We start from the raw sequence: 19,291 nt of genomic DNA, 5'->3' as shown, positions 1-19,291 counted from the left end.
GGGATTTCCTTCTACATCTAGGAGGAAATTAGCTTTGTGGCTATCATCAGGAAAAGTTATGAGTATTGATTGAGTGCTGTCTAGAAAAACACACTCAGGAATGCGCGTTATCAGTAGGATTGGAGACTGTAAAAGTGAAGCCAACAATTAAAACCTTAGAACACCTGCAACAATTGGATGAAATAGACAGACAACTGTTATGTCTCTTACAAGAAAATAGCCGCATTACCTTCGCGGAATTAGCGCGTCACGTGAATCTCTCAATACCGGGGTTACAAAAGAGATTGCGCAAGCTAGAAGAAAAAGGCGCAATCGATCGTTATGTGACTTTGGTGAACCGCGAAGCGCTAGGTTTAGACTTACTGTGTTTTGCGCAGGTTACATTAACTAATCATCAACCGGAATGCGTGGGTATTTTTTGCGATCGCATCAAAGAATTACCAGAAGTTTTAGAATGTCACCATCTGAGCGGCGAGTTTGACTATCTCTTAAAAATGGTTGTTCCTAACCATCAGCACTTAGCTAAGTTACTCTCAGAAAAAATTACCCGCATTCCTGGTATAGATAGAATCCAGACAAATATTGTGCTGAATGAAATTAAAGCTTCAACCTCATTACCATTGGATTAGATAGTCATTTGTCATTTGTCAATAGTCATTGGTAGGAGGTGAAATGTAATGGTTTCATCAGTAAAGGCGCTGCTGTCATCGGTTGTAGATTATGCTGGGTTATTTCCGCCTGCAAAATTGGAATTACAGCCAGCAATGGCGAATTATGCTCAATATCAGACAACACCTTACAGTTGGATGTTAGGTCGGTTTATATTACCAATTTCTCGTTTGCAGGAATTTGAACAGCTTTTACCCGATTATCCAGCGCAATGGTTACTCAGCATAATTATGACTGGAGATGTGCAAAAAGCGATCGCTCAACTAAACTCACTCAATAATCCGAAAATTGCGATCGCCTCTTTAGAATTTCCCCCCCTTCCAGCAACAGAAATCAAAAATATCCTTCCCTTAATTCCTCCTGATGTAGAATCATTCTTTGAAATTCCCTTTAACAGCGACTTACAAAGCTATTTACCCTTATTGCAACATCCTCGCGCAGCCGCTAAAATCCGTACTGGCGGCGTCACAGTTGATGCTTTCCCTAACTTTGCGCAACTTTACCAAATTATATTCGCCTTTGCACAAGCGCAAATTACCTTTAAAGCCACCGCCGGACTGCATCATCCATTACTCAGTAAATATCCTGTAACCAGCGAACCAAACAGCCCAATCGCCCTGATGCAAGGCTTCTTGAACGTCATAGTTTTATCCACACTAATTTATCAGCAAAAAATCACACCACAAATCGCCGTAGAAATACTACAAGAAACATCTCCAGACAACTTTCACTTTACAAGCGATCGCCTTTCCTGGAAAAATTACCAACTAAATATTGCAGAAATAAAGTCAGCCAGAACCCAATTCTTTCGTTCCTTCGGTTCCTGTTCATTTCAAGAACCAATAGACGATCTCAAAACACTCAGACTCTTACCTTAACAAAACCCTTCATCAACCCCTAACTCATCCTCCGCGTACCTCCGCGTTTACCTTAGCGCCCCTACCCTGCGGGAAGGCGAAGCGCCTATGCGTTAAAAATTCAACCTGCCAACACAATTTTAGAGTCATTCGAGGAAGCCGTACTCACCATCGCTGAATATTCCCCGTTATAGTTAGTAAATTCCGCCGGCGCTTTGCGAATATTAGACAGACGAATTTGCCAATCAGAAACCTGCTCGTAAGTAAGATGACGAGTATTAGAAGTAGTCGTCCATACTCCCCAAAGACAAGTATCTTCAAACTGAAGCATTCCGGTTTTCCGTAAATTAAACGATTGGGGAGTTCCAGGTAAGGGAATAATACTGTAACAAGAAGTTTGAAATTCCAACTTGGGATTAATCTTTACCAATTCATCCACCAGTTCTGTAATTGCTTCCTCCAGACGTAGCAAGTCCTCATGGTCATCATCAGGTAGCCCAATAATAATGCCATAAGTCACCACAGGTACACCAGTTCTGACTACAGCTTTCATCAATTCACAATGCTCTTGCCAAGGTACCAGCTTTTTGTACGCTTCTCGTCCAAAAACCGGACGTTCAGCCGGAATATAAGCCAAAGGACAACCCACTTTACCATCCCAGCCAAATAAAGCTTCAATCAGTTCTTCATCCGGTCTGAGGTCAGTGCTATCATAATTACGCCCAGCGCCAAGAGTAGTTTTCCGCAGTTCCAAACCATTCGGCCACATGAGAGTGATTCCCATTTCCCGCGCACCATTGGTAATTGCGAGGATTTCCTCTCTTCCTCCGGGAAACAGTACGCGGGCGAGGAATTGATCGGAACCGATATTAATTGAACGCGCTCCCACCTGTTTCTGAATTTCTAACCATTTTAGGGATGTTTCTGGCGACATTCTGCGAAAACCAGTACCATAGGTAGGTGTCATGCAAAAATCGCAGGTGCGATCGCATCCAATATCTGCAACCAAAGAACCAACGGGTACAAATCCCTGCACATTGGGAAGCGTTCCTAAACATTCTTGCGCCACTTCCAATGAAGGTAGCGCCCACTCATCGGGACTTTTGGCTTTCGTTTTTCGCGCATACTGTTTACCATCTGCGAGAATCACCCCTGAGAGTTCTTCCCGTGGAGTTTTTCCCAGTACATAATCGAAAATCGCCCAATTTGCGCCCCCAGATTTATCTTGAACTACTGCGGTTGCGCCAGCTTTAAAGTAATGCTGCGGTTCCGCTAGCGCATCCGAACCACCCACGACAATGGGGCGATCGCCTTTTGCTAAATGCTCAATCACCATACAACTGACTTGACGATCTTGGGAGAAATTGACTGTAATACCCCAAGCATCGTAAGCTTCTGGGTCAAGAGTAGAAATTTTACCTCCGACGTAGGTTTTCCGCAAAGTCATTCCTTTCCAGTCAATCTCGCCAAATTCTTGACTATAATTGTCATCTCTGAGATTGACTAAACGTGCATCAAATCCACCTGCTTGCAAGTCAGCAATTAAAACTTGCTTGCTAATTAAAGAACGATGTCTATATAAAGAAGTCCAATTTTTACCGTCTGCATCGTATAATCCCGTAGCTGGCGGTTCAATCAATCCAATAGTGGGACGCTTTTTGTATGCCATAGTCGAGGTTGCAGAATGAGAGATAAACGCAGAGTTATTTTGCTGTGTCATAATTGGCACTCTTGGGCGAAACAGTTTGCGAATTCAATATCCAGGCGATCGCTCAAACTTTGAAAGCGGCGGGAAACTCCATAACCTTGTGGGTGGAATTTTGTATTTTTCAACACAAAAAATAGCTGATTATTTAGCTGTTAACATAGTAAATTTAAGATTTTGATGCATAACTTAACATAAGCAAATATAAAATTATAAAAATTTTTTTGTGAGCGAAGTCTAAACAATTCAGTTACAAGAAATGGCAGCAAAAAAGCTAGGTTATACCAATGGGAAAAAAGAATGCGACAGATTGTAGGGGCACTGGCACTGCCATGCCCTCTAGAATATTTTGATGTGTCGCAAAGATTATTGAAATTGGTATTAGAGTGTGGATAAAATTAATTTTTAAATTTTAGCTTCCTTCTTAGGGAGTATTTATAAATAAATTTAAAATGAAAAACTCCACCCACAAGGAGATGGAGTTTTTCGGCTATCCCTATCTACCCACGGATGAAGTTTCCCACCGCTTTCAATAAACTTCTTGCATAAATCAAAAGCCCTCACCCTAAATCCCTCTCCCATGCATGGGAGAGGGACTTTGAAAGTTGCTCCCCTTCTCCCAATATTGGGAGAAGGGGTTGGGGGATGAGGGCAAGTTTTGCATTCGTGCAAGAGGTCTAATGAATATAGCCGTTGAGGTTATGCTAGTTACCCAAGCCTAAATGCAATTTCAAAGCCGCATCAATTAGTATCATCACATCTTCGTTTAAACTAGCTACAACTTCGCTAATAATGCGCTGCTTGGAAATTGTTCTTATTTGCTGTGCTTGTACTTTAGAAGGCTTTGTTAAGCCACTAATATCTGGATTCAGCAAAACCTCAAAGGGATAAACCCGGCTAACATTAGAAGTTAGAGGTAAAATTGTCACAGTAGTAGCAGCATTATTACTGATATCATTACTTACTATTAGCACTGGGCGGCGTTTACCCATTTCTGAACCTATTGTAGGACTAAGGTCAGCGTAATAAATATCACCCTTACGGATTCGGCAGTCGCTACAACGGGGGGAACCCCCGCAACGCGCTGCCTCACCACGTTTCATCTGCTAACCCATCTGCTACTGTGATATCCCAATCGTTATCAACTTCAGCAGATGCTTGTCGGTAAGCTTCCTCTAATTCCCGGTTTCGGAGTAATTCTAATGCTTCTTCAATCACTTGAGAACGAGATTTACATCCTTTATTCAGCTTATAATTTTCAATAAACTCCACTAAAGACCGTGGTAAGGAGATGGATAGTTTTTCGACATTCATATTCCTACCAATTAGTAGTAAAAATAATTCATACTAATATAGTAGTTGAATCTCGAAGCCCAAAAATGCTTAAACGCAAAGCGGTGAATTAATACCAATTTAATATGAAAATGCATATAATTTAGCCTGTGTAGACAGGCTACCCTGCGGGAAGCCGCTCCGCGTCTATGTTTGTTTAGCCCCAGGCTTGTAGTTTGACGGCGTTAATGTGCAGCAATAATGCGATCGCACCTTAATCCAATGGGTGCGGAGTCCCTTGTCTGACACATCACACCTCGATATGGATTGCAATCAACACAACATTGAAGCCAATCAACACAACATTGATTGCAATCAACACAACATTGACGACAATCAACACAACATTGATTGCAATCAACACAACATTGACGACAATCAACGCAACATTGATTGCAATCAACACAACATTGACGCGAATCAAAGCAACATTGATTGCAATCAACACAACATTGAAGCCAATCAAAACGACTGCGAGAACTTGCTATTTATAGCAAATTGCCCTTAATTGCCATACCAATTTTAAAAAAGAATGCCAAACATGGTAGGGGCACTGGCACCGCCATGCCCTCTAGATTATATTGATGTACCGCAAACAATATTTAAATCAGTATCATTTTTAACACAATACTAAACGCGATCGCTCTTTCACAAACAGACAACCCCCAGCCCCCTACCCTAAGCTAATGCGCGTCTAAATTGCATAACTAATAATACGGACAGTCAACCATCAACCGTCAACCGTCAACCGTCAACCCGTGTCATTTCAAATAATTGCTGGGCATTCTTACCCAAAAAAGCATCAAACAGTCTAGATTTACCCGGTTCTATTTCTACAGGATAACGCTGGGCAATTTCATAATAAGCGTAAGTCCAGGGAATCTGAATTTCCGCACCACTGTTATCATCTAACACCGTTACCATTTCCTTAACAGCTTGAGTAGCAGTTTGCCGCAAACCGCAAGCAATATTACCTTCTATCTCCGCTTTCATCGGTACACCCAAATTAACTAAACCGCTAACAGTAGCATCAATATCTGGGTATTTTGGTGTATTTTGCCGATTCACATAGCCTGTAAAATGGTTAACAGCATAACCATGTAACAATACCCAAGCACCATATTGAGTTACTTCGTTAACTTCTTCCACCACCAAACGTTGCGGAGGTAGCCAAGGGCGAGTAAATATTTTGTGTAATTGTTGAGCAATTGTTTCTACGTTGCTATTTTCTAGTAGAGAATCAGTTAGAGAAAATATCAGTTCTTCCTGAAATGAAGATACTGTTTTGTTGATAAGTTGAATAATTCTCTCCGGTAATTTCTCAACAATTAACTCGCTGATAAATAACTTAGGTAAATCAAATTCTGCTTCATGAGGATGAGTATAATGACGGGCATATAAATGAGTTTCGGGAAATGTATATTCCCCTGCGGCTACGTAACCCAAAGCTGTAGCTAATTGTTCCAGATAGTTAATCCCCAAGTTAACTAAACCTTTTGGGGTATCAATAGACATACGTAAAGACCGCAAAGCAATGTGATCGTTAGCTACAGTCCCACCAGCCGCCGTAATCATTTGCTGATAGGTGCGAGCATAATTTACTCTGGCGCTATATTCTTGCCACAGTAACGAGTAAAGATGAATAGCAAGTTTGTCATTTATCATTTGTCAGAGACGCGATGAATCGCGTCTGTACAATTGTCATTTGTCTTCCTTCCCTTCCCAATGCCCCATGCCCTATGCCCTATGCCCTAAGATATCTGTGAGAATATCAAGGGCGATTTGAATTTGGTTGCTATCAATTATTAATGGTGGACAAAAACGAATTGCGGCTTTACCACAACCAAGTAATAATAAACCGCGTAGGAAGGCTTCTTGAATTATACGATCGCGCATTTTCCGCTCAAGGTTACCTTCTTCATCTAATAAATCTACCGCTACCATTAAGCCTTTACCTCGCGGTAGGGAGACGCGGGGAAATTTTTCATGTAACTGTGTTAACCCAGCTTGTAATAACTCTCCCATCTCTAAAGCGTTGCTTATTAAACCATCTTCTAACAGTCGCAGGGTAGCAATACCAGCAACGCAAGCTACAGGATTACCCCCAAATGTGGTAGCGTGGGCACCAGGAGGCCAAGTCATTAATTCTGGACGAGAAAGGATTGCACCTAAGGGTAAACCGCTAGCGATACCTTTAGCTGTGGTAATAATATCTGGCATGACGCCCCAATGCTCAATGGCAAATAACTTACCGGTGCGCCCCATGCCCGATTGCACTTCATCAACTACCATTAAGATATTATAGCGATCGCATATATTGCGAATTCTTTCTAAAAAGCCTGACTCAGGAACAATATAACCGCCTTCCCCTTGAATTGGTTCTACAACAATGGCGGCGATTTCCTCCGGTGGTAATAGAGTCGGGAATAGTTGTTTTTCTAGATAATCTAAGCTAGCGTGAGTACCGTAGGGAATATGACTTACTCCCGGTACAAAAGGGCCAAAATTAGCTCTTTGCACGGCTTTAGAACCAGTCAAAGACATTGCGCCATAGGTACGCCCGTGAAATGCACCTAAAAAAGCGACGATGTGCGATCGCTTAGTGTAATATCGAGCTAGTTTAATTGCCCCTTCATTAGACTCCGCCCCTGAGTTAGTAAAAAATACCCTAGCACCTTGGGGAAATGGGGCGCGCACCGCTAATTTTTCCGCCAATTCTACCATCGGTTCGTAATAAAAATCAGTCCCCGACATATGTAACAATTGGGCTGATTGGGCTTGAATTGCGGCTACAACTTCTGGGTGGGCGTGTCCGGTGTTAGTAACAGCGATACCTGCTGTCATATCTAAGAAAACATTACCGTCAACGTCTTCCACCATACAACCTTCACCCCTAGCAACGACTAAGGGATAATCTCTAGTGTAAGAAGGAGAAGTAACATTGCGATCGCGTTCTATAATTGCTTGAGCGCACGGCCCTGGTAAAGCAGTCACCAAGTTAGGTATGCGCGGTAAACCCAAATTCACAGAGATACTTAACATAGTTTTTTTAGATTTTTTTAAGATAATTTTTGATTAAAAACTGATACTTTCGCGCTTGCAGTATCAATTGATTCTCTTTGTCAAAGATTTATACTTGAATCGCCAAACACAAAATACAAGCCTAAACATCAACTTTTTAATTAACAGTTGAGCTTGGCATCAACAACTATCCTGACAAATGTTTCTTGTCTGGTTATTTTGCACAACCGGAATATTATGTCCACTAAATTTAGCATAATCAAAATTTTCCGTGTTGCATATTTGCGGTATGATTTACCTCACCCATGAAGCAGAGGTAACCCTGAGACAATCAAGATTTTCAACGTTTCATGACAAAATTTATCTTCCGTTTTCGCCACACAATCAACTGCGGTAATTTGGGACATCACACAGCAGTAAAAAAGCTTAAATTTGATAACCGATCCGAACCTTAATCTCTACAATCCTCTAAACATATAGATTTGGCATTTTGGCAGATATTTTAATTGTCATGTTGGTATCTTGAAATTCGCGAATGTCTTTGTGCGACAATACCGACTTGCAGAATCCCTCGGCTAATTACCGGGGGTCTTTTTTTTGTCAAGAAAAAATCTTTTTCCCAGTCAACAGTCAACAGTCAACAGTCAACAGTCAACAATCAACAGTCAACCGTCAACCGTCAACCGTCAACCGTCAAGGGACATCCAATTTTTTAAATACCCAATCAATTTGTAGTGCGAGCGTCTCGCTCGCTGGTATTTAAAAGCGAGCAAGATGCTCGCACTACGGAATTTGGGTAATTTATTTTTTGTAAGTCCCCAACAGTCAACAATCAACAGTCAACAGTCAACAATCAACAATCAACAAGCCCTAGCCCATAATCCTCTTTTTGTGTATGCTTTGTGACCAAGCCTCAAAGCAGTAAATTCTGGGGATTTATTATGGAACGTGCTATCTCTGCTTTTGGTATCTTAGTTTTTCTAGGCATATCTTACGCTTTATCTGTGAATCGCAGTGCTATTCGTTGGCGAACAATAGCCTGGGGGTTGGGTTTGGAATTTACATTCGCTCTATTAATTCTCAAAACTCCTGGTGGTTTAACTGTATTTAAAACTTTAGGAGATGTTGTCAGTAATTTTTTAGCATTCTCTGATGTGGGCGCAAAATTTGTCTTTGGCGACAATTTCAAGGATCATTTATTTGCCTTTCAAGTATTACCCACAATTATCTTTTTCTCTGCTTTTATCAGTGTTTTATATTACTACGGAATTTTACAGCGCATAGTCAATGGACTTGCCTGGATAATGATTAAAACAATGAAAACATCAGGTTCCGAGTCCTTATCCTGTGCGGGAAATATCTTTTTAGGGCCAACTGAATCAGCATTAATAGTTAAGCCATATGTAGCTAAAATGACTCAATCGGAACTTCATGCTGTAATGACAGGCGGTTTTGCTACCATTGCTGGGGGAGTATTAGGCGCTTATTTATCATTTGGCATTCCTGCAGAACACTTAATAGCAGCTTTCTTTATGACTGCACCCACATCTTTAGTCGTGTCAAAACTGCTATACCCAGAAACAGAAGTATCAGAAACTGCTAGTCATGCCAAGCTAGATGTGGAAACAAATTATATTAATGTAATTGATGCTATCACCACAGGTGCAATTGATGGCGTCAAGCTAGCAGTGAATGTTGGCGTGATGATCATTGCCTTTTTGGGTTTACTAGCAGCCTTCAATGCTTTTTTAGCTTGGTTAGGAGGTTTTGTTAATTTACCCCAGTTATCATTGCAGTGGATTTTATCTTTTATTATGGCTCCTGTAGCTTGGTTGATGGGTGTACCTTGGGCGGATTGTCTGCAAGTAGGCGCATTATTAGGTACAAAGACCATTCTTAATGAGTTTATTGCTTTTTTAGATTTAAAAACATTAATTGCTAGCGGCAAAATTTCTCAAAGAGCGATAATCATTGCTACTTACGCCTTATGTAACTTTGCGAATATCGGCTCTATTGGAATTACCATAGGCGGACTTGCCGGTCTAGCACCCGATCGCCAACACGACTTAGCACGAATGGGTGTAAAATCCATGATTGGCGGCTTATTGGCAGGTTTTATCACCGCTTGTATTGCGGGGATGTTGGTATAAATTGTCATTAATCAGAGACGCGATTAATCTGATTAATCAGAGACGCGATTAATCAGAGACGCGATTAATCGCGTCTCTACAATTGTCATTTCCCTGCCTCATTCTTTCCTAACGTACCCCAGGCTCCAATTACTCGGTTGTTGTAGATGATCGAGTTGACCTTGTACCATGAGCCACAACGCTAATCTAGTATTGACATATCCCTTGACTAAATAATTACCTGGTTGGGCAGTAATTCCATTGAGGTTAGAATGTATACTAAAGTACACAGTTCCACAGTAAATGGTGTTTGTTGGTAACCGCAATTGCAGCAAATAATCATGAATATAGCCGTTGGGAATCTGAAAAATCCCATAAACATGATGTTGACCCCGCCAAGGCTGAATCACGATTTTTTCGGGAGAAATATAGTGTTTTTGGTTAGTTGAAGCGATAAATCCGCGTTTATAACACTTCCCGATGGGCTGCTCTGATATGTAAGAAAAGCCGAGAATTCCCACTAAGCTAATGGCAAACAAGGTATAAATGAATTGACGATTTCGCACTTATTCATATCCAACACTATCTTTTGTGTTTATAGCTTAACTATTGTCTTTTTAACTTTGGTTTTTAGCTTGAGCCGCAATCATTCCATGATTCTATCAAGCTAATAGCTTGATTGTGAAATAGTTTCAGCAACACATACTTATAGTATTTGTGCTAATGGATATTAAACACTGTTCAAAAAGCGATCGCCTCCGGAGCGATCGTGTATCAATGTGAATTTAAAGTTATATAGACGTACTAGCCATTCTCCAGTTACTGAAACAGTACATTTGACACCTGTAAATATGGTTACTGATAAACAAAGCCTGATCCTGATTGTTGACGATAACCCAAACAATGCCAAATTACTGTTTGATTATTTACAAGCTTGCGGTTTACAAGCCTCACTAGCAGAAAATGGCGAGATAGCTTTGGCACAAGTGCAAGAAATTTTGCCTGACTTAATTTTATTAGATGTGATGATGCCGGGAATTGATGGCTTTGAAACTTGCCGACGCTTAAAAGCAAACCCAGTTACTCAAAATATTCCCGTGATTTTTATGACTGCGATATCAGATGTGGTAGATAAAGTCAAGGGTTTAAATCTTGGTGCAGTAGACTACATTACCAAACCATTTCAGCCAGCCGATGTATTAGCGCGGATCAATCTTCATTTGAAATTATCTTATCTCAACCAAAAGCTAGAACAAAGAGCAGCAGAATTAACTGTGACTGTGGAACAGTTAAAACAATCTCAACAGCGTTTGGTACAAAGTGAAAAAATGTCCACTTTGGGCGAATTAGTCGCCGGAATTGCGCATGAAATTAATAATCCGACTAGCTTTGTGCAAGGTAATCTCACCTTTGCACAAAAATATATGCAAGATTTAATCGATCACATTCATCTCTATAAAAATCAAGCCTCAGCAACAGAAATAGCCAAACACGCAGCCAAAATAGATTTAGAATATATTTTCAAAGATTTTCCCCATATTCTCGATTCTATGGATGAGGGAGTAGAGCGTATTTGCGATATTAGTATGTCTCTACGTACCTTTGCTCGTGCTGATAGTGCTATGAAAATTGCTTTTAATATCCACGATGGCATTGACAGCACTATTTTAATTCTCAAACATAGATTAAAAGCTTCTAATCGGCGTCCGGCTATTGAAATTATCCGCGATTACGATAATCTACCAAATATAGAATGCTTTCCTGGGCAATTAAACCAAGTATTTATGAATATTTTAGGTAATGCAATTGATGCTTTAGAAGAGTCTAATTTAGGACGCAGCTATCAAGAAATTGCCAAAAATCCTAATTATATTAAAATCAAAACTCAATTAATTGGCGATAAAAATAATATTTTAATTACTATTCAAGATAATGGTTTGGGTATTCCCGATAAAATTAAATCACAAATATTCGACCATCTATTTACAACTAAACCTGTAGGCAAAGGTACAGGTTTGGGTTTATCTATTACTCAACAAATTATTGTTGATAAACATGGGGGAAAAATTGCGGTAAATTCTGTTTTTGGTGAAGGTGCAGAATTTGTGATTACTCTACCAATCAATTCTCGAAACAAGTAATGGATAATTGTTGTGAGCAATTACCCATTACCGACGTTCAATTTACATTTTCTCTGGCTGCTCGATGTTAACGGCACTTGCCTGAGTGCTAACAGCAGTAGTTCCTTGCAATATTGCAGTATGAGAAACTGAATTGTTAGCTAAAGTAAATAAAGGATTTGACAAAATCCCAGAAATAGTAGTGGCGATTAAAGTTACTATCAAACCCACTTGCAAAGGTCTAAATCCAGGTAAATTCCATTGCACTGGGGGATAATTTTGCACTACTTCTGACATTTCTTGGGGTTCTTTGACTACCATCATCTTAACTACACGAATGTAGTAGTAGATGGAGACAACGCTGGTAACTAAGCCTAACAGAACTAACCAGTAAAGGCCAGCTTGCCAACCTGCCCAGAACAAGTAAATTTTGCCGAAAAATCCTGCTAATGGAGGAATACCACCTAAAGATAACAGGGAGATACTCAAGCCTAATGTTAGGAGTGGATCTTTTTGATATAAGCCAGAGTATTCGGCAATTTGGTCTGTTCCGGTTCTCAGGGAGAACAAAATAATGCAGGTAAAGCCACACAGGTTCATGAACAGATAGACCAGTAAGTAAAAAATCATACTGGCATATCCGGCTTCAGTACCAGCAATCATCCCAATCATCACAAACCCAGCTTGGGCGATAGATGAATAGGCTAGCATTCGTTTCATGCTGGTTTGGGCGAGAGCAACTACGTTACCCAGCACCATACTAAGAACTGCAAGGGCAGTAAAGACGAATCTCCATTCGTCAGCGACTAGGGGGAAGACTGAGGTGAGTAAGCGGATAGCTAGGGCAAAACCTGCTGCTTTGGAACCTACAGATAAAAAGGCAATCACTGGGGTAGGAGCGCCTTCGTAAACGTCTGGAGTCCATTGGTGGAAGGGAGCAGCAGAAATTTTGAAGCCAATACCGGCAATTACAAAAACCAGAGAAATGACTATACCCAATGACTGCCCAATGTGTGCTTTGGCAATGCCATCGGCGATCGCACTTAGTTGAGTTTGTCCGCCAGATAAACCATAAAGCAAGGACACGCCATATAAAAATACTGCTGTACTGGAAGCCCCAATCAACAGATATTTTAGTGCTGCTTCATTTGAGCGTGGGTCACGCTTGGTATAACCTGTTAACAAATAAGAGGAAATACTCAGGGTTTCTAAGGAGATGAAAATCATCACCAACTCACTAGCCCCGGATAAAAACATTCCCCCCAGGGTAGCGGTTAACAAAATCGCGATGAATTCTGCTAAAGCGGTGCCACTCTGCTCCACGTAGCGAATGGACATCAAAATAGTGACGGCGGCAGATAAGGCAATAATACCGCGAAAGACAATGCTGAGGTCGTCACTATTAAAGCCACCGCTAAAAGCAATGGGATTAGTAGCATCCCATTGCAAGCTCAGGGCGACAATCGCAGCGAGTAAACCTGCGATCGCTAGATACCCAATCCAGCGTGAAGATGTACGCCCCAAAATCAAATCAACAATCAAAACCCCCAAGAGGGTGAGAATGACAATACCCTCTGGTAAAATCGTTCCCGCATTTAGCTGGGATGCAAGATTAGCAAAATCCATGAGTTGTATAGGTTTTGGCGATTAGACATCAAGGCTAACTTTGTTCATTCTATCTATTGTTCTGAACCAAAGTTCCATAAACCTTTTTGTCCGATTCCATAGAGTAAATTATATTCATTTTCTCTACTGCCAATCCATTATTCAATATTTCACGCAAAAATAAGCAGTTCAGCGATATTTTGAACTGCTTTTTATTAAATAAGCAGTCCAGTATGCTACCGAAGCTGCTAAATATGGGATAATTTTTTTAGCTAAAGGCTTTTTATCTTGCTGCCTTGATGCATCGCCTCAAGTCTTAATATTGTCTTGAGTATCCGCTAGCATTTCTTCCCCAATTGCCACCGCCAGAGCGACTACCTTTGTCCTCCCGTGGTCTAGCTTTATTAACTTTCATTACACGCCCCATCCATTCAGCACCATCTAGAGCTTGAATAGCTGCATCTTCGGCGGCTGATGATTCCATTTCCACGAAACCAAAGCCCCGTGCGCGTCCAGTTTCCCGATCTGTGGGTAATTGAACTCGCGTAACAGTACCGTACTCCGAAAATACTTTGCTGAGGTCGTCTTGTGTGACGCTGTAGGATAGGTTACCTACGTAAATAGACATGAAACTCTCCCGAATCCATTGATGCAGAGATGCTTATCCGGAGAGCAACTTGCAATTATAAATAAAAACAAGATTTTGACCGCCGAATTGAACTTCTCCGATTTTATGCTAACACAACTTTTCTGCGATTTGGCAATATATCTTATCCATTTGTCATCATGTGTGCTAAAATACAAAATTTTTTATAATTTCGACTAATATAGCAATCCGCTTTGATTCGGTGAAATTATTTCCGTAGGGAGGGAACAGGAAAGAAGGAATCAAAGGCGTAGGTTGGGTTGAGGGACGAAACCCAACATTTTCGGCGCTTTGTTGGGTTTACACACGGTAAGCCCAACCTACATTTATCCTTAACTGAACCGTATTGCTCTTAGGTTTGGATTGCAAATTCCTCTGGCGCAATCCCCCAATTTACCCAGCAAATAGCTTGATGGGCTGATGTCATATCCGGTGGAACGCGCAAAGCGTGGATAAATCCGGTGCTGGGACAAGTCATTTTTAATAAGTAAATTGGCTCTGCATCCACATCAGCGTCAATTTTTAGTAGGGTATATTCTCTCCAGGTATCTAATTCAATGGCTTGTAATTCTTGGCAAATTCGAGCATAACCAATACCTTGAATTAACACTCGCCGCAGTTCGGCATTATCTTCTGTTAATAACCATTGCGATCGCCATTGTTGCGGGTGGAGTTTACCGTATTTTTCAGGTAAGGTGACACCGTGATAGGAGTAGAGGCTAAATCCATCAGCGTACTCGATTGCAGGTTCTCCTTCTGCGTGGAGGCGATTTTGATTATCTAAGCGAATATAAAGCGGGCGATCGCAGATAATTACAGCTTTATCAAAAGTAAAAATCCATCCGCACTCTTTAATTAAAGATTGATATATTAACAAGTCTGGAAAAATTTCCGAACACCATACACAAGTAATAATAAAATCCCGAAAGCTGTTAATTTTACACTCTTCTTCTGGCTGAAAACATAGCCCCAAAAAATTATTGATGTAAGAGGATAAACTGGCTTGGAGAGAAGATGATAGCCGAGTTCCGAGTTGCAGGTTTATTTGTTGCCAATCTTCACTTTGTAGTTTTTCATTCAGATATATTCTGCTGTAGTTTTCTAGTACAAAACTTAGCCTAAAACCTAAAATATCTGAAAAATTGTTATTCAATTTACCATACACTAGTTCATCGAATAGTTCTTCATCGATGTTGATATCCTGAAAAACTTGAGGATATATTGAATAACTCAGATTTTTGAAAAACAAAGTTTGTCTTCCCAATTGCTCTAGAGGCTTTTCTAGTAAATCCCGTTGCAGCTTTTTTAGTTTACTAATTGGTGAATTATTTAATTGGCTAACAACTTTGTTATTTAATTCCTGTTTTAAGTAATCAAGCTTATCAAAGATAGTATTTTTTAGAGCTAAATAAGGACTTTCATAAAAAATAATGTTAGGAGCATTCTTACCAATTGCTATGTAGGCTGCTTTTACTGCTTGTGCAGCTTTTTCACGATCGATTCGTTCATTTGAAAGTGCAATATTTCGCCACTTCTCCCGATAAACTGGAATTAAAGCTTCTTGTTCGGGGGTTAACTTGTCAATCTGCAACATAGCGCCAGGAAGAAGGCTCGTATTCTCTTTGGATTTTCACCATCCAATGACCTTGAGGAACTGCGATCGCCTTGTGTTCCTCATGACTTAGTAAAGCAGTCAGAGAATAAACACGTAGATAAAGAGTATCATTTTTCAAGAACAATTTAGCATCGCCTTCGATAATCCGGTGCTTATGCCCAGTTACCTCACCTTCTGCCAAAGTTAAATGAGGTATCTTTTCTCCCTCAACTTGTGGCACAGGTTGTAAAATGACATCACCTTGACGAATTGGTTGCATAGTCTCGGCTCCAAGATAGGTACAAAACCCACTTCGCTTTTGCTCTCAATTTTGATTTAATTTTGGCACAACCTTTTGCAGAATAGGGAATGAGAGATAAGGTAAGGGGACACAAAGGAAGCAGGAATCATGAAATCAACTCACCTTCATCACCTGCGATCCCTGATTTGCGCCGAAAACAAGAGCGATCGCTATATTACACTTTGGGGGTATTTTGAAAACTGTAGTCGCCAATTTTGCTCTTGATAAGTTAAAGATGGAAATAGCTGGAAATTCACAGCCAGCGTTTTCCTACCTTATTATCTGGAAAGGACTGTGCCCAAACTGTAGCGGATTTTTACCCTCATGGGCATTTTGTGTGAGGATAAACTCACATGCAAAAGCGCGACGTTTTATTGTCACATCTCGCCGAAATCATTTAAATTTTTCTGTTTAGCTGAACGGCTATTCTTTTTTTTTAAATTTCCATGTCAACTCTCGTCATCGTCGAATCTCCGACCAAAGCTCGTACCATTCGCAACTACCTACCATCAGGCTTTCGGGTGGAAGCGTCTATGGGTCATGTACGTGACTTACCCCAGTCAGCTAGCGAAATTCCCACCTCTGTCAAAGCAGAAAAATGGGCGCAGTTGGGGGTAAATGTAGACGCCGACTTTGAACCGGTGTATGTTGTCCCGAAAGACAAAAAGAAAGTTGTTACCCAACTCAAAGAGGCGCTGAAAGAGGCTGATGAGTTAATTCTAGCAACTGACGAAGACCGGGAAGGTGAGAGCATCAGTTGGCATTTATACCAGTTGCTCAAGCCCAAAGTACCGACTAAGCGGATGGTGTTTCATGAAATTACCCAAGACGCGATTAAAAAAGCGTTGAAAAACTGCCGAAATATCGATGAGCAGTTGGTTCGCGCCCAAGAAACCCGCCGAATTTTGGATCGCTTGGTAGGTTATACCCTGTCTCCCTTGCTGTGGAAAAAAATCGCCTGGGGATTATCGGCTGGGCGGGTACAATCTGTAGCGGTGAGGCTGTTGGTCACCAAGGAACGTCAACGCCGCGCTTTCCATGAGGGTACTTACTGGGATTTAAAGGCATACCTAGAGCAACAAAAATCGCCATTTACTGCCCAGTTGGTGAACTTAGGCGGCAAGAAAGTTGCTAATGGCAGCGATTTTGACCCAACTACCGGACAAATTGCGGCAGGGCGCAATGTGGTGTTGCTGAGTGAAGCCGATGCAGCTGCACTCAAAGAACGACTCGCAGATAAAACCTGGAATGTCAGCGAGGTCGAAGAACGTCCTGTGACCCGCAAACCCGCGCCACCGTTCACCACCTCGACATTACAACAGGAATCTAACCGGAAATTGCGTCTCTCAGCACGAGATACGATGCGGATTGCTCAAAATTTGTACGAGCAAGGCTACATCACCTACATGCGGACAGATTCGGTACATTTATCTGAGCAAGCGATCGCAGCTGCACGCAGTTGTGTAGAACAACGCTACGGTAAGGAATATCTCAGCCCCCAACCGCGCCAATACACCACCAAATCCAAAGGCGCACAAGAAGCCCACGAAGCCATTCGTCCAGCAGGTAGCACCTTCCGCACACCCCAAGAAACCGGTTTAGGCGGTCGGGAATTGGCTGTCTACGATTTAATTTGGAAGCGTACCGTCGCCTGTCAAATGGCTGACTCTCGCCAAACTCAAATCACCGTCCAGTTACAAGTTGAAGACGCTGGTTTCCGCGCTTCTGGAAAGCGGATTGACTTTCCCGGCTATTTACGCGCCTATGTTGAAGGTTCCGACGATCCCGAAGCGGCGTTAGAAGATCAGGAAGTAATTTTACCTAGTTTAAAAATAGGCGATCGCCCCAATTGTCAAGAACTCGAAGCAATTGGACACGAAACCCAACCCCCAGCTAGGTACAGCGAAGCTACTCTCGTTAAAACCTTAGAAAGTGAAGGAATTGGTCGTCCGAGTACCTACGCCAGTATTATTGGCACAATTATTGATAAAGGATATGCCCAATTAGTTAATAATGCGCTGATTCCCACTTTTACAGCCTTTGCGGTAACTGACCTGTTAGAGAAACACTTCCCGGATGTTGTCGATCCCAGCTTTACCTCGAAAATGGAGCAAACCCTCGATGACATCGCCACCGGGGAAGCGAAATGGCTACCTTACCTCAAAGAATTTTATTTGGGAGACAAAGGTTTAGAAACTCTAGTCAAGGAGCGAGAACCGCAAATTGATGAAAAGAACGCCAGGACGGTAGAACTAGAAAATTTACCAGCTAAAGTCCGCATTGGTAAATATGGCCCTTATATCGAAGTTGAGAACGGTGAAGGAGTGGTTACGGCTTCCATTCCCAAAGACCTCACCCCAGCAGACCTTGACCCCAAACAGGTAGAAGTGCTGCTGCGACAAAAAACCGTCGGGCCTGACCAACTCGGTCGCCATCCCGACACAGGCGAACCAATTTATGTGAAAATTGGCGCTTACGGCCCTTACGTCCAATTAGGCGACAAGACCGATGAAAATCCCAAACCTAAACAAGCTTCCTTACCCAAAGGTGTGACCCCAGAAACCGTCACCCTAGACATCGCTGTTGGGCTTTTAGCTTTACCCCGGACATTAGGCGTTCATCCGGAAACTGGCGGGAGAATTCAAGCGAGTTTAGGACGCTTCGGCCCTTACATTGTCCACGACCAAGGCAAAGAAGGCAAAGATTACCGTTCTCTGAAAGCTGCTGATAATGTCTTAACAGTTTCTTTAGAAAGGGCGTTAGAGTTGTTAGCGGAACCGAAAAAAGGCCGCAGTTCCACTACCAGCAAATCGAAAGCAGCTGTGCGCGAATTGGGTAACCATCCCGAAGATGAAACCCCAGTGAATATCTATGATGGCCCCTATGGCCCTTACATTAAGAACGGTAAAACAAATGTCAGCATTCCCGAAGGTGAATCTGTGGAAAGCATGACATTGGAGAAAGCTTTACAATTATTAGCAGGTAAAGCAGCATCAGCAAAATCAACGCGCAAATCAACTAAATCTACAACTTCTAAATCTAAGACAACTTCTAAGACAACTTCTAAGTCAACTTCTAAGACTGCTACCAAGACTGCTAGTAAAAAAAGTAGTGCGGAAGATTAGTAGTCCGTGACATTGGTTTTCCTCCATACCTAACCTAATCAGGATAAAAGTCCTGATTAGGAAATAATTTACCCAGGATGAAACAACTTTCTTAAGAGTCAATAGTCAATGGTCAATAGTCAACAGTCAATAGTCAATAGTCAACAGTCAACAGTTCAGAAATTGTCAAATTTTGACTAATAAAGGA

Annotated in this window: 18 protein-coding genes; 7 read left to right on the top strand and 11 right to left on the bottom strand. The window is 41.5% G+C overall.

The features are described from left to right. The first annotated feature begins 134 nt into the window (after positions 1–134). Positions 135–629, top strand: a complete 495-nt coding sequence (locus tag AACW45_RS24770; protein ID WP_313933801.1) for an Lrp/AsnC family transcriptional regulator — start codon at positions 135–137, stop codon at positions 627–629. A 48-nt stretch (positions 630–677) separates the two neighbouring features. Next, positions 678–1,547 carry a hypothetical protein gene (locus AACW45_RS24765; RefSeq protein ID WP_190635320.1) on the top strand — a complete coding sequence of 290 codons (870 nt, stop codon included), beginning with the start codon at positions 678–680 and terminating at the stop codon, positions 1,545–1,547. Positions 1,548–1,647: 100 nt separating this feature from the next. On the opposite strand, the gene AACW45_RS24760 is transcribed toward AACW45_RS24765, so the two are convergent. The 6 genes from AACW45_RS24760 to AACW45_RS24735 form a co-directional block, all read right to left on the bottom strand. After that, positions 1,648–3,195: a radical SAM protein gene (locus AACW45_RS24760; RefSeq protein WP_190635319.1), complete on the bottom strand. Its 1,548-nt coding sequence runs from the start codon at positions 3,193–3,195 to the stop codon at positions 1,648–1,650. Positions 3,196–3,935: 740 nt separating this feature from the next. Then, complete coding sequence (locus AACW45_RS24755; RefSeq protein ID WP_199331223.1) at positions 3,936–4,334, bottom strand: type II toxin-antitoxin system PemK/MazF family toxin; 399 nt, start codon at positions 4,332–4,334, stop codon at positions 3,936–3,938. Continuing rightward, complete coding sequence (locus AACW45_RS24750) at positions 4,321–4,545, bottom strand: ribbon-helix-helix domain-containing protein (RefSeq protein WP_190635317.1); 225 nt, start codon at positions 4,543–4,545, stop codon at positions 4,321–4,323. The genes AACW45_RS24755 and AACW45_RS24750 overlap by 14 nt, the downstream gene beginning before the upstream one ends. A 268-nt stretch (positions 4,546–4,813) precedes the next feature. Continuing rightward, positions 4,814–5,011 (bottom strand): hypothetical protein, encoded by a 198-nt coding sequence (locus AACW45_RS24745; RefSeq protein ID WP_190635315.1) that lies wholly within the window; start codon positions 5,009–5,011, stop codon positions 4,814–4,816. A gap of 296 nt (positions 5,012–5,307) precedes the next feature. Further along, on the bottom strand, positions 5,308–6,228 hold the full coding sequence (locus tag AACW45_RS24740; protein ID WP_199331222.1) for a DUF1338 domain-containing protein: 921 nt from the start codon (positions 6,226–6,228) through the stop codon (positions 5,308–5,310). A gap of 72 nt (positions 6,229–6,300) precedes the next feature. Beyond that, entirely contained in the window at positions 6,301–7,605 is a 1,305-nt protein-coding gene (locus AACW45_RS24735; protein WP_190635313.1) for an acetyl ornithine aminotransferase family protein, read from the bottom strand. Positions 7,606–8,119: 514 nt separating this feature from the next. On the opposite strand from AACW45_RS24735, the gene AACW45_RS24730 reads away from it, so the two are divergent. From AACW45_RS24730 to AACW45_RS24720, 3 genes are read left to right on the top strand one after another with little or no spacing between them, the layout of a single operon-like run. Then, the gene (locus AACW45_RS24730) at positions 8,120–8,347 is read left to right on the top strand and encodes a hypothetical protein (RefSeq protein ID WP_190635311.1); all 228 of its coding nucleotides are present in this window, start codon (positions 8,120–8,122) and stop codon (positions 8,345–8,347) included. An 11-nt stretch (positions 8,348–8,358) separates the two neighbouring features. Continuing rightward, entirely contained in the window at positions 8,359–8,490 is a 132-nt protein-coding gene (locus tag AACW45_RS24725) for a hypothetical protein (protein WP_277880431.1), read from the top strand. A 35-nt stretch (positions 8,491–8,525) separates the two neighbouring features. Next, positions 8,526–9,734 carry a NupC/NupG family nucleoside CNT transporter gene (locus AACW45_RS24720; RefSeq protein WP_190635384.1) on the top strand — a complete coding sequence of 403 codons (1,209 nt, stop codon included), beginning with the start codon at positions 8,526–8,528 and terminating at the stop codon, positions 9,732–9,734. Positions 9,735–9,832: 98 nt separating this feature from the next. Here AACW45_RS24720 and AACW45_RS24715 read toward each other — a convergent pair whose 3' ends face one another. Continuing rightward, positions 9,833–10,279 (bottom strand): hypothetical protein, encoded by a 447-nt coding sequence (locus AACW45_RS24715; protein WP_190635309.1) that lies wholly within the window; start codon positions 10,277–10,279, stop codon positions 9,833–9,835. 285 nt (positions 10,280–10,564) lie between these two features. On the opposite strand from AACW45_RS24715, the gene AACW45_RS24710 reads away from it, so the two are divergent. After that, on the top strand, positions 10,565–11,854 hold the full coding sequence (locus tag AACW45_RS24710; RefSeq protein ID WP_190635307.1) for a sensor histidine kinase: 1,290 nt from the start codon (positions 10,565–10,567) through the stop codon (positions 11,852–11,854). Positions 11,855–11,896: 42 nt separating this feature from the next. Here the strand turns inward: AACW45_RS24710 and AACW45_RS24705 are convergent, their stop codons facing one another. From AACW45_RS24705 to AACW45_RS24690, 4 genes are all read right to left on the bottom strand, one after another. Next, positions 11,897–13,459 carry an NAD(P)H-quinone oxidoreductase subunit N gene (locus AACW45_RS24705; RefSeq protein ID WP_190635304.1) on the bottom strand — a complete coding sequence of 521 codons (1,563 nt, stop codon included), beginning with the start codon at positions 13,457–13,459 and terminating at the stop codon, positions 11,897–11,899. Positions 13,460–13,754: 295 nt separating this feature from the next. Next, positions 13,755–14,066, bottom strand: coding sequence for an RNA recognition motif domain-containing protein (locus AACW45_RS24700; protein WP_096642494.1), 312 nt, complete (start codon positions 14,064–14,066; stop codon positions 13,755–13,757). A 370-nt stretch (positions 14,067–14,436) separates the two neighbouring features. Further along, complete coding sequence (locus tag AACW45_RS24695) at positions 14,437–15,678, bottom strand: DUF6745 domain-containing protein (protein ID WP_190635302.1); 1,242 nt, start codon at positions 15,676–15,678, stop codon at positions 14,437–14,439. Next, positions 15,665–15,958: a hypothetical protein gene (locus AACW45_RS24690; protein WP_190635300.1), complete on the bottom strand. Its 294-nt coding sequence runs from the start codon at positions 15,956–15,958 to the stop codon at positions 15,665–15,667. Before AACW45_RS24690 ends, AACW45_RS24695 begins: the two co-directional genes overlap by 14 nt. A 467-nt stretch (positions 15,959–16,425) precedes the next feature. Here AACW45_RS24690 and topA point away from each other — a divergent pair, with 467 nt between their 5' ends. Beyond that, on the top strand, positions 16,426–19,104 hold the full coding sequence (gene topA / locus AACW45_RS24685) for a type I DNA topoisomerase (RefSeq protein WP_190635297.1): 2,679 nt from the start codon (positions 16,426–16,428) through the stop codon (positions 19,102–19,104). The last annotated feature ends 187 nt before the right edge of the window (positions 19,105–19,291 follow it).

The organism is Calothrix sp. FACHB-168 (genome assembly GCF_963889195.1).
Lineage (GTDB): Bacteria > Cyanobacteriota > Cyanobacteriia > Cyanobacteriales > Nostocaceae > Aulosira > Aulosira anomala_A.
The sequence above is the reverse complement of the archived record's forward strand: the minus strand, read 5'-3'. Positions and strand labels throughout refer to the sequence as shown.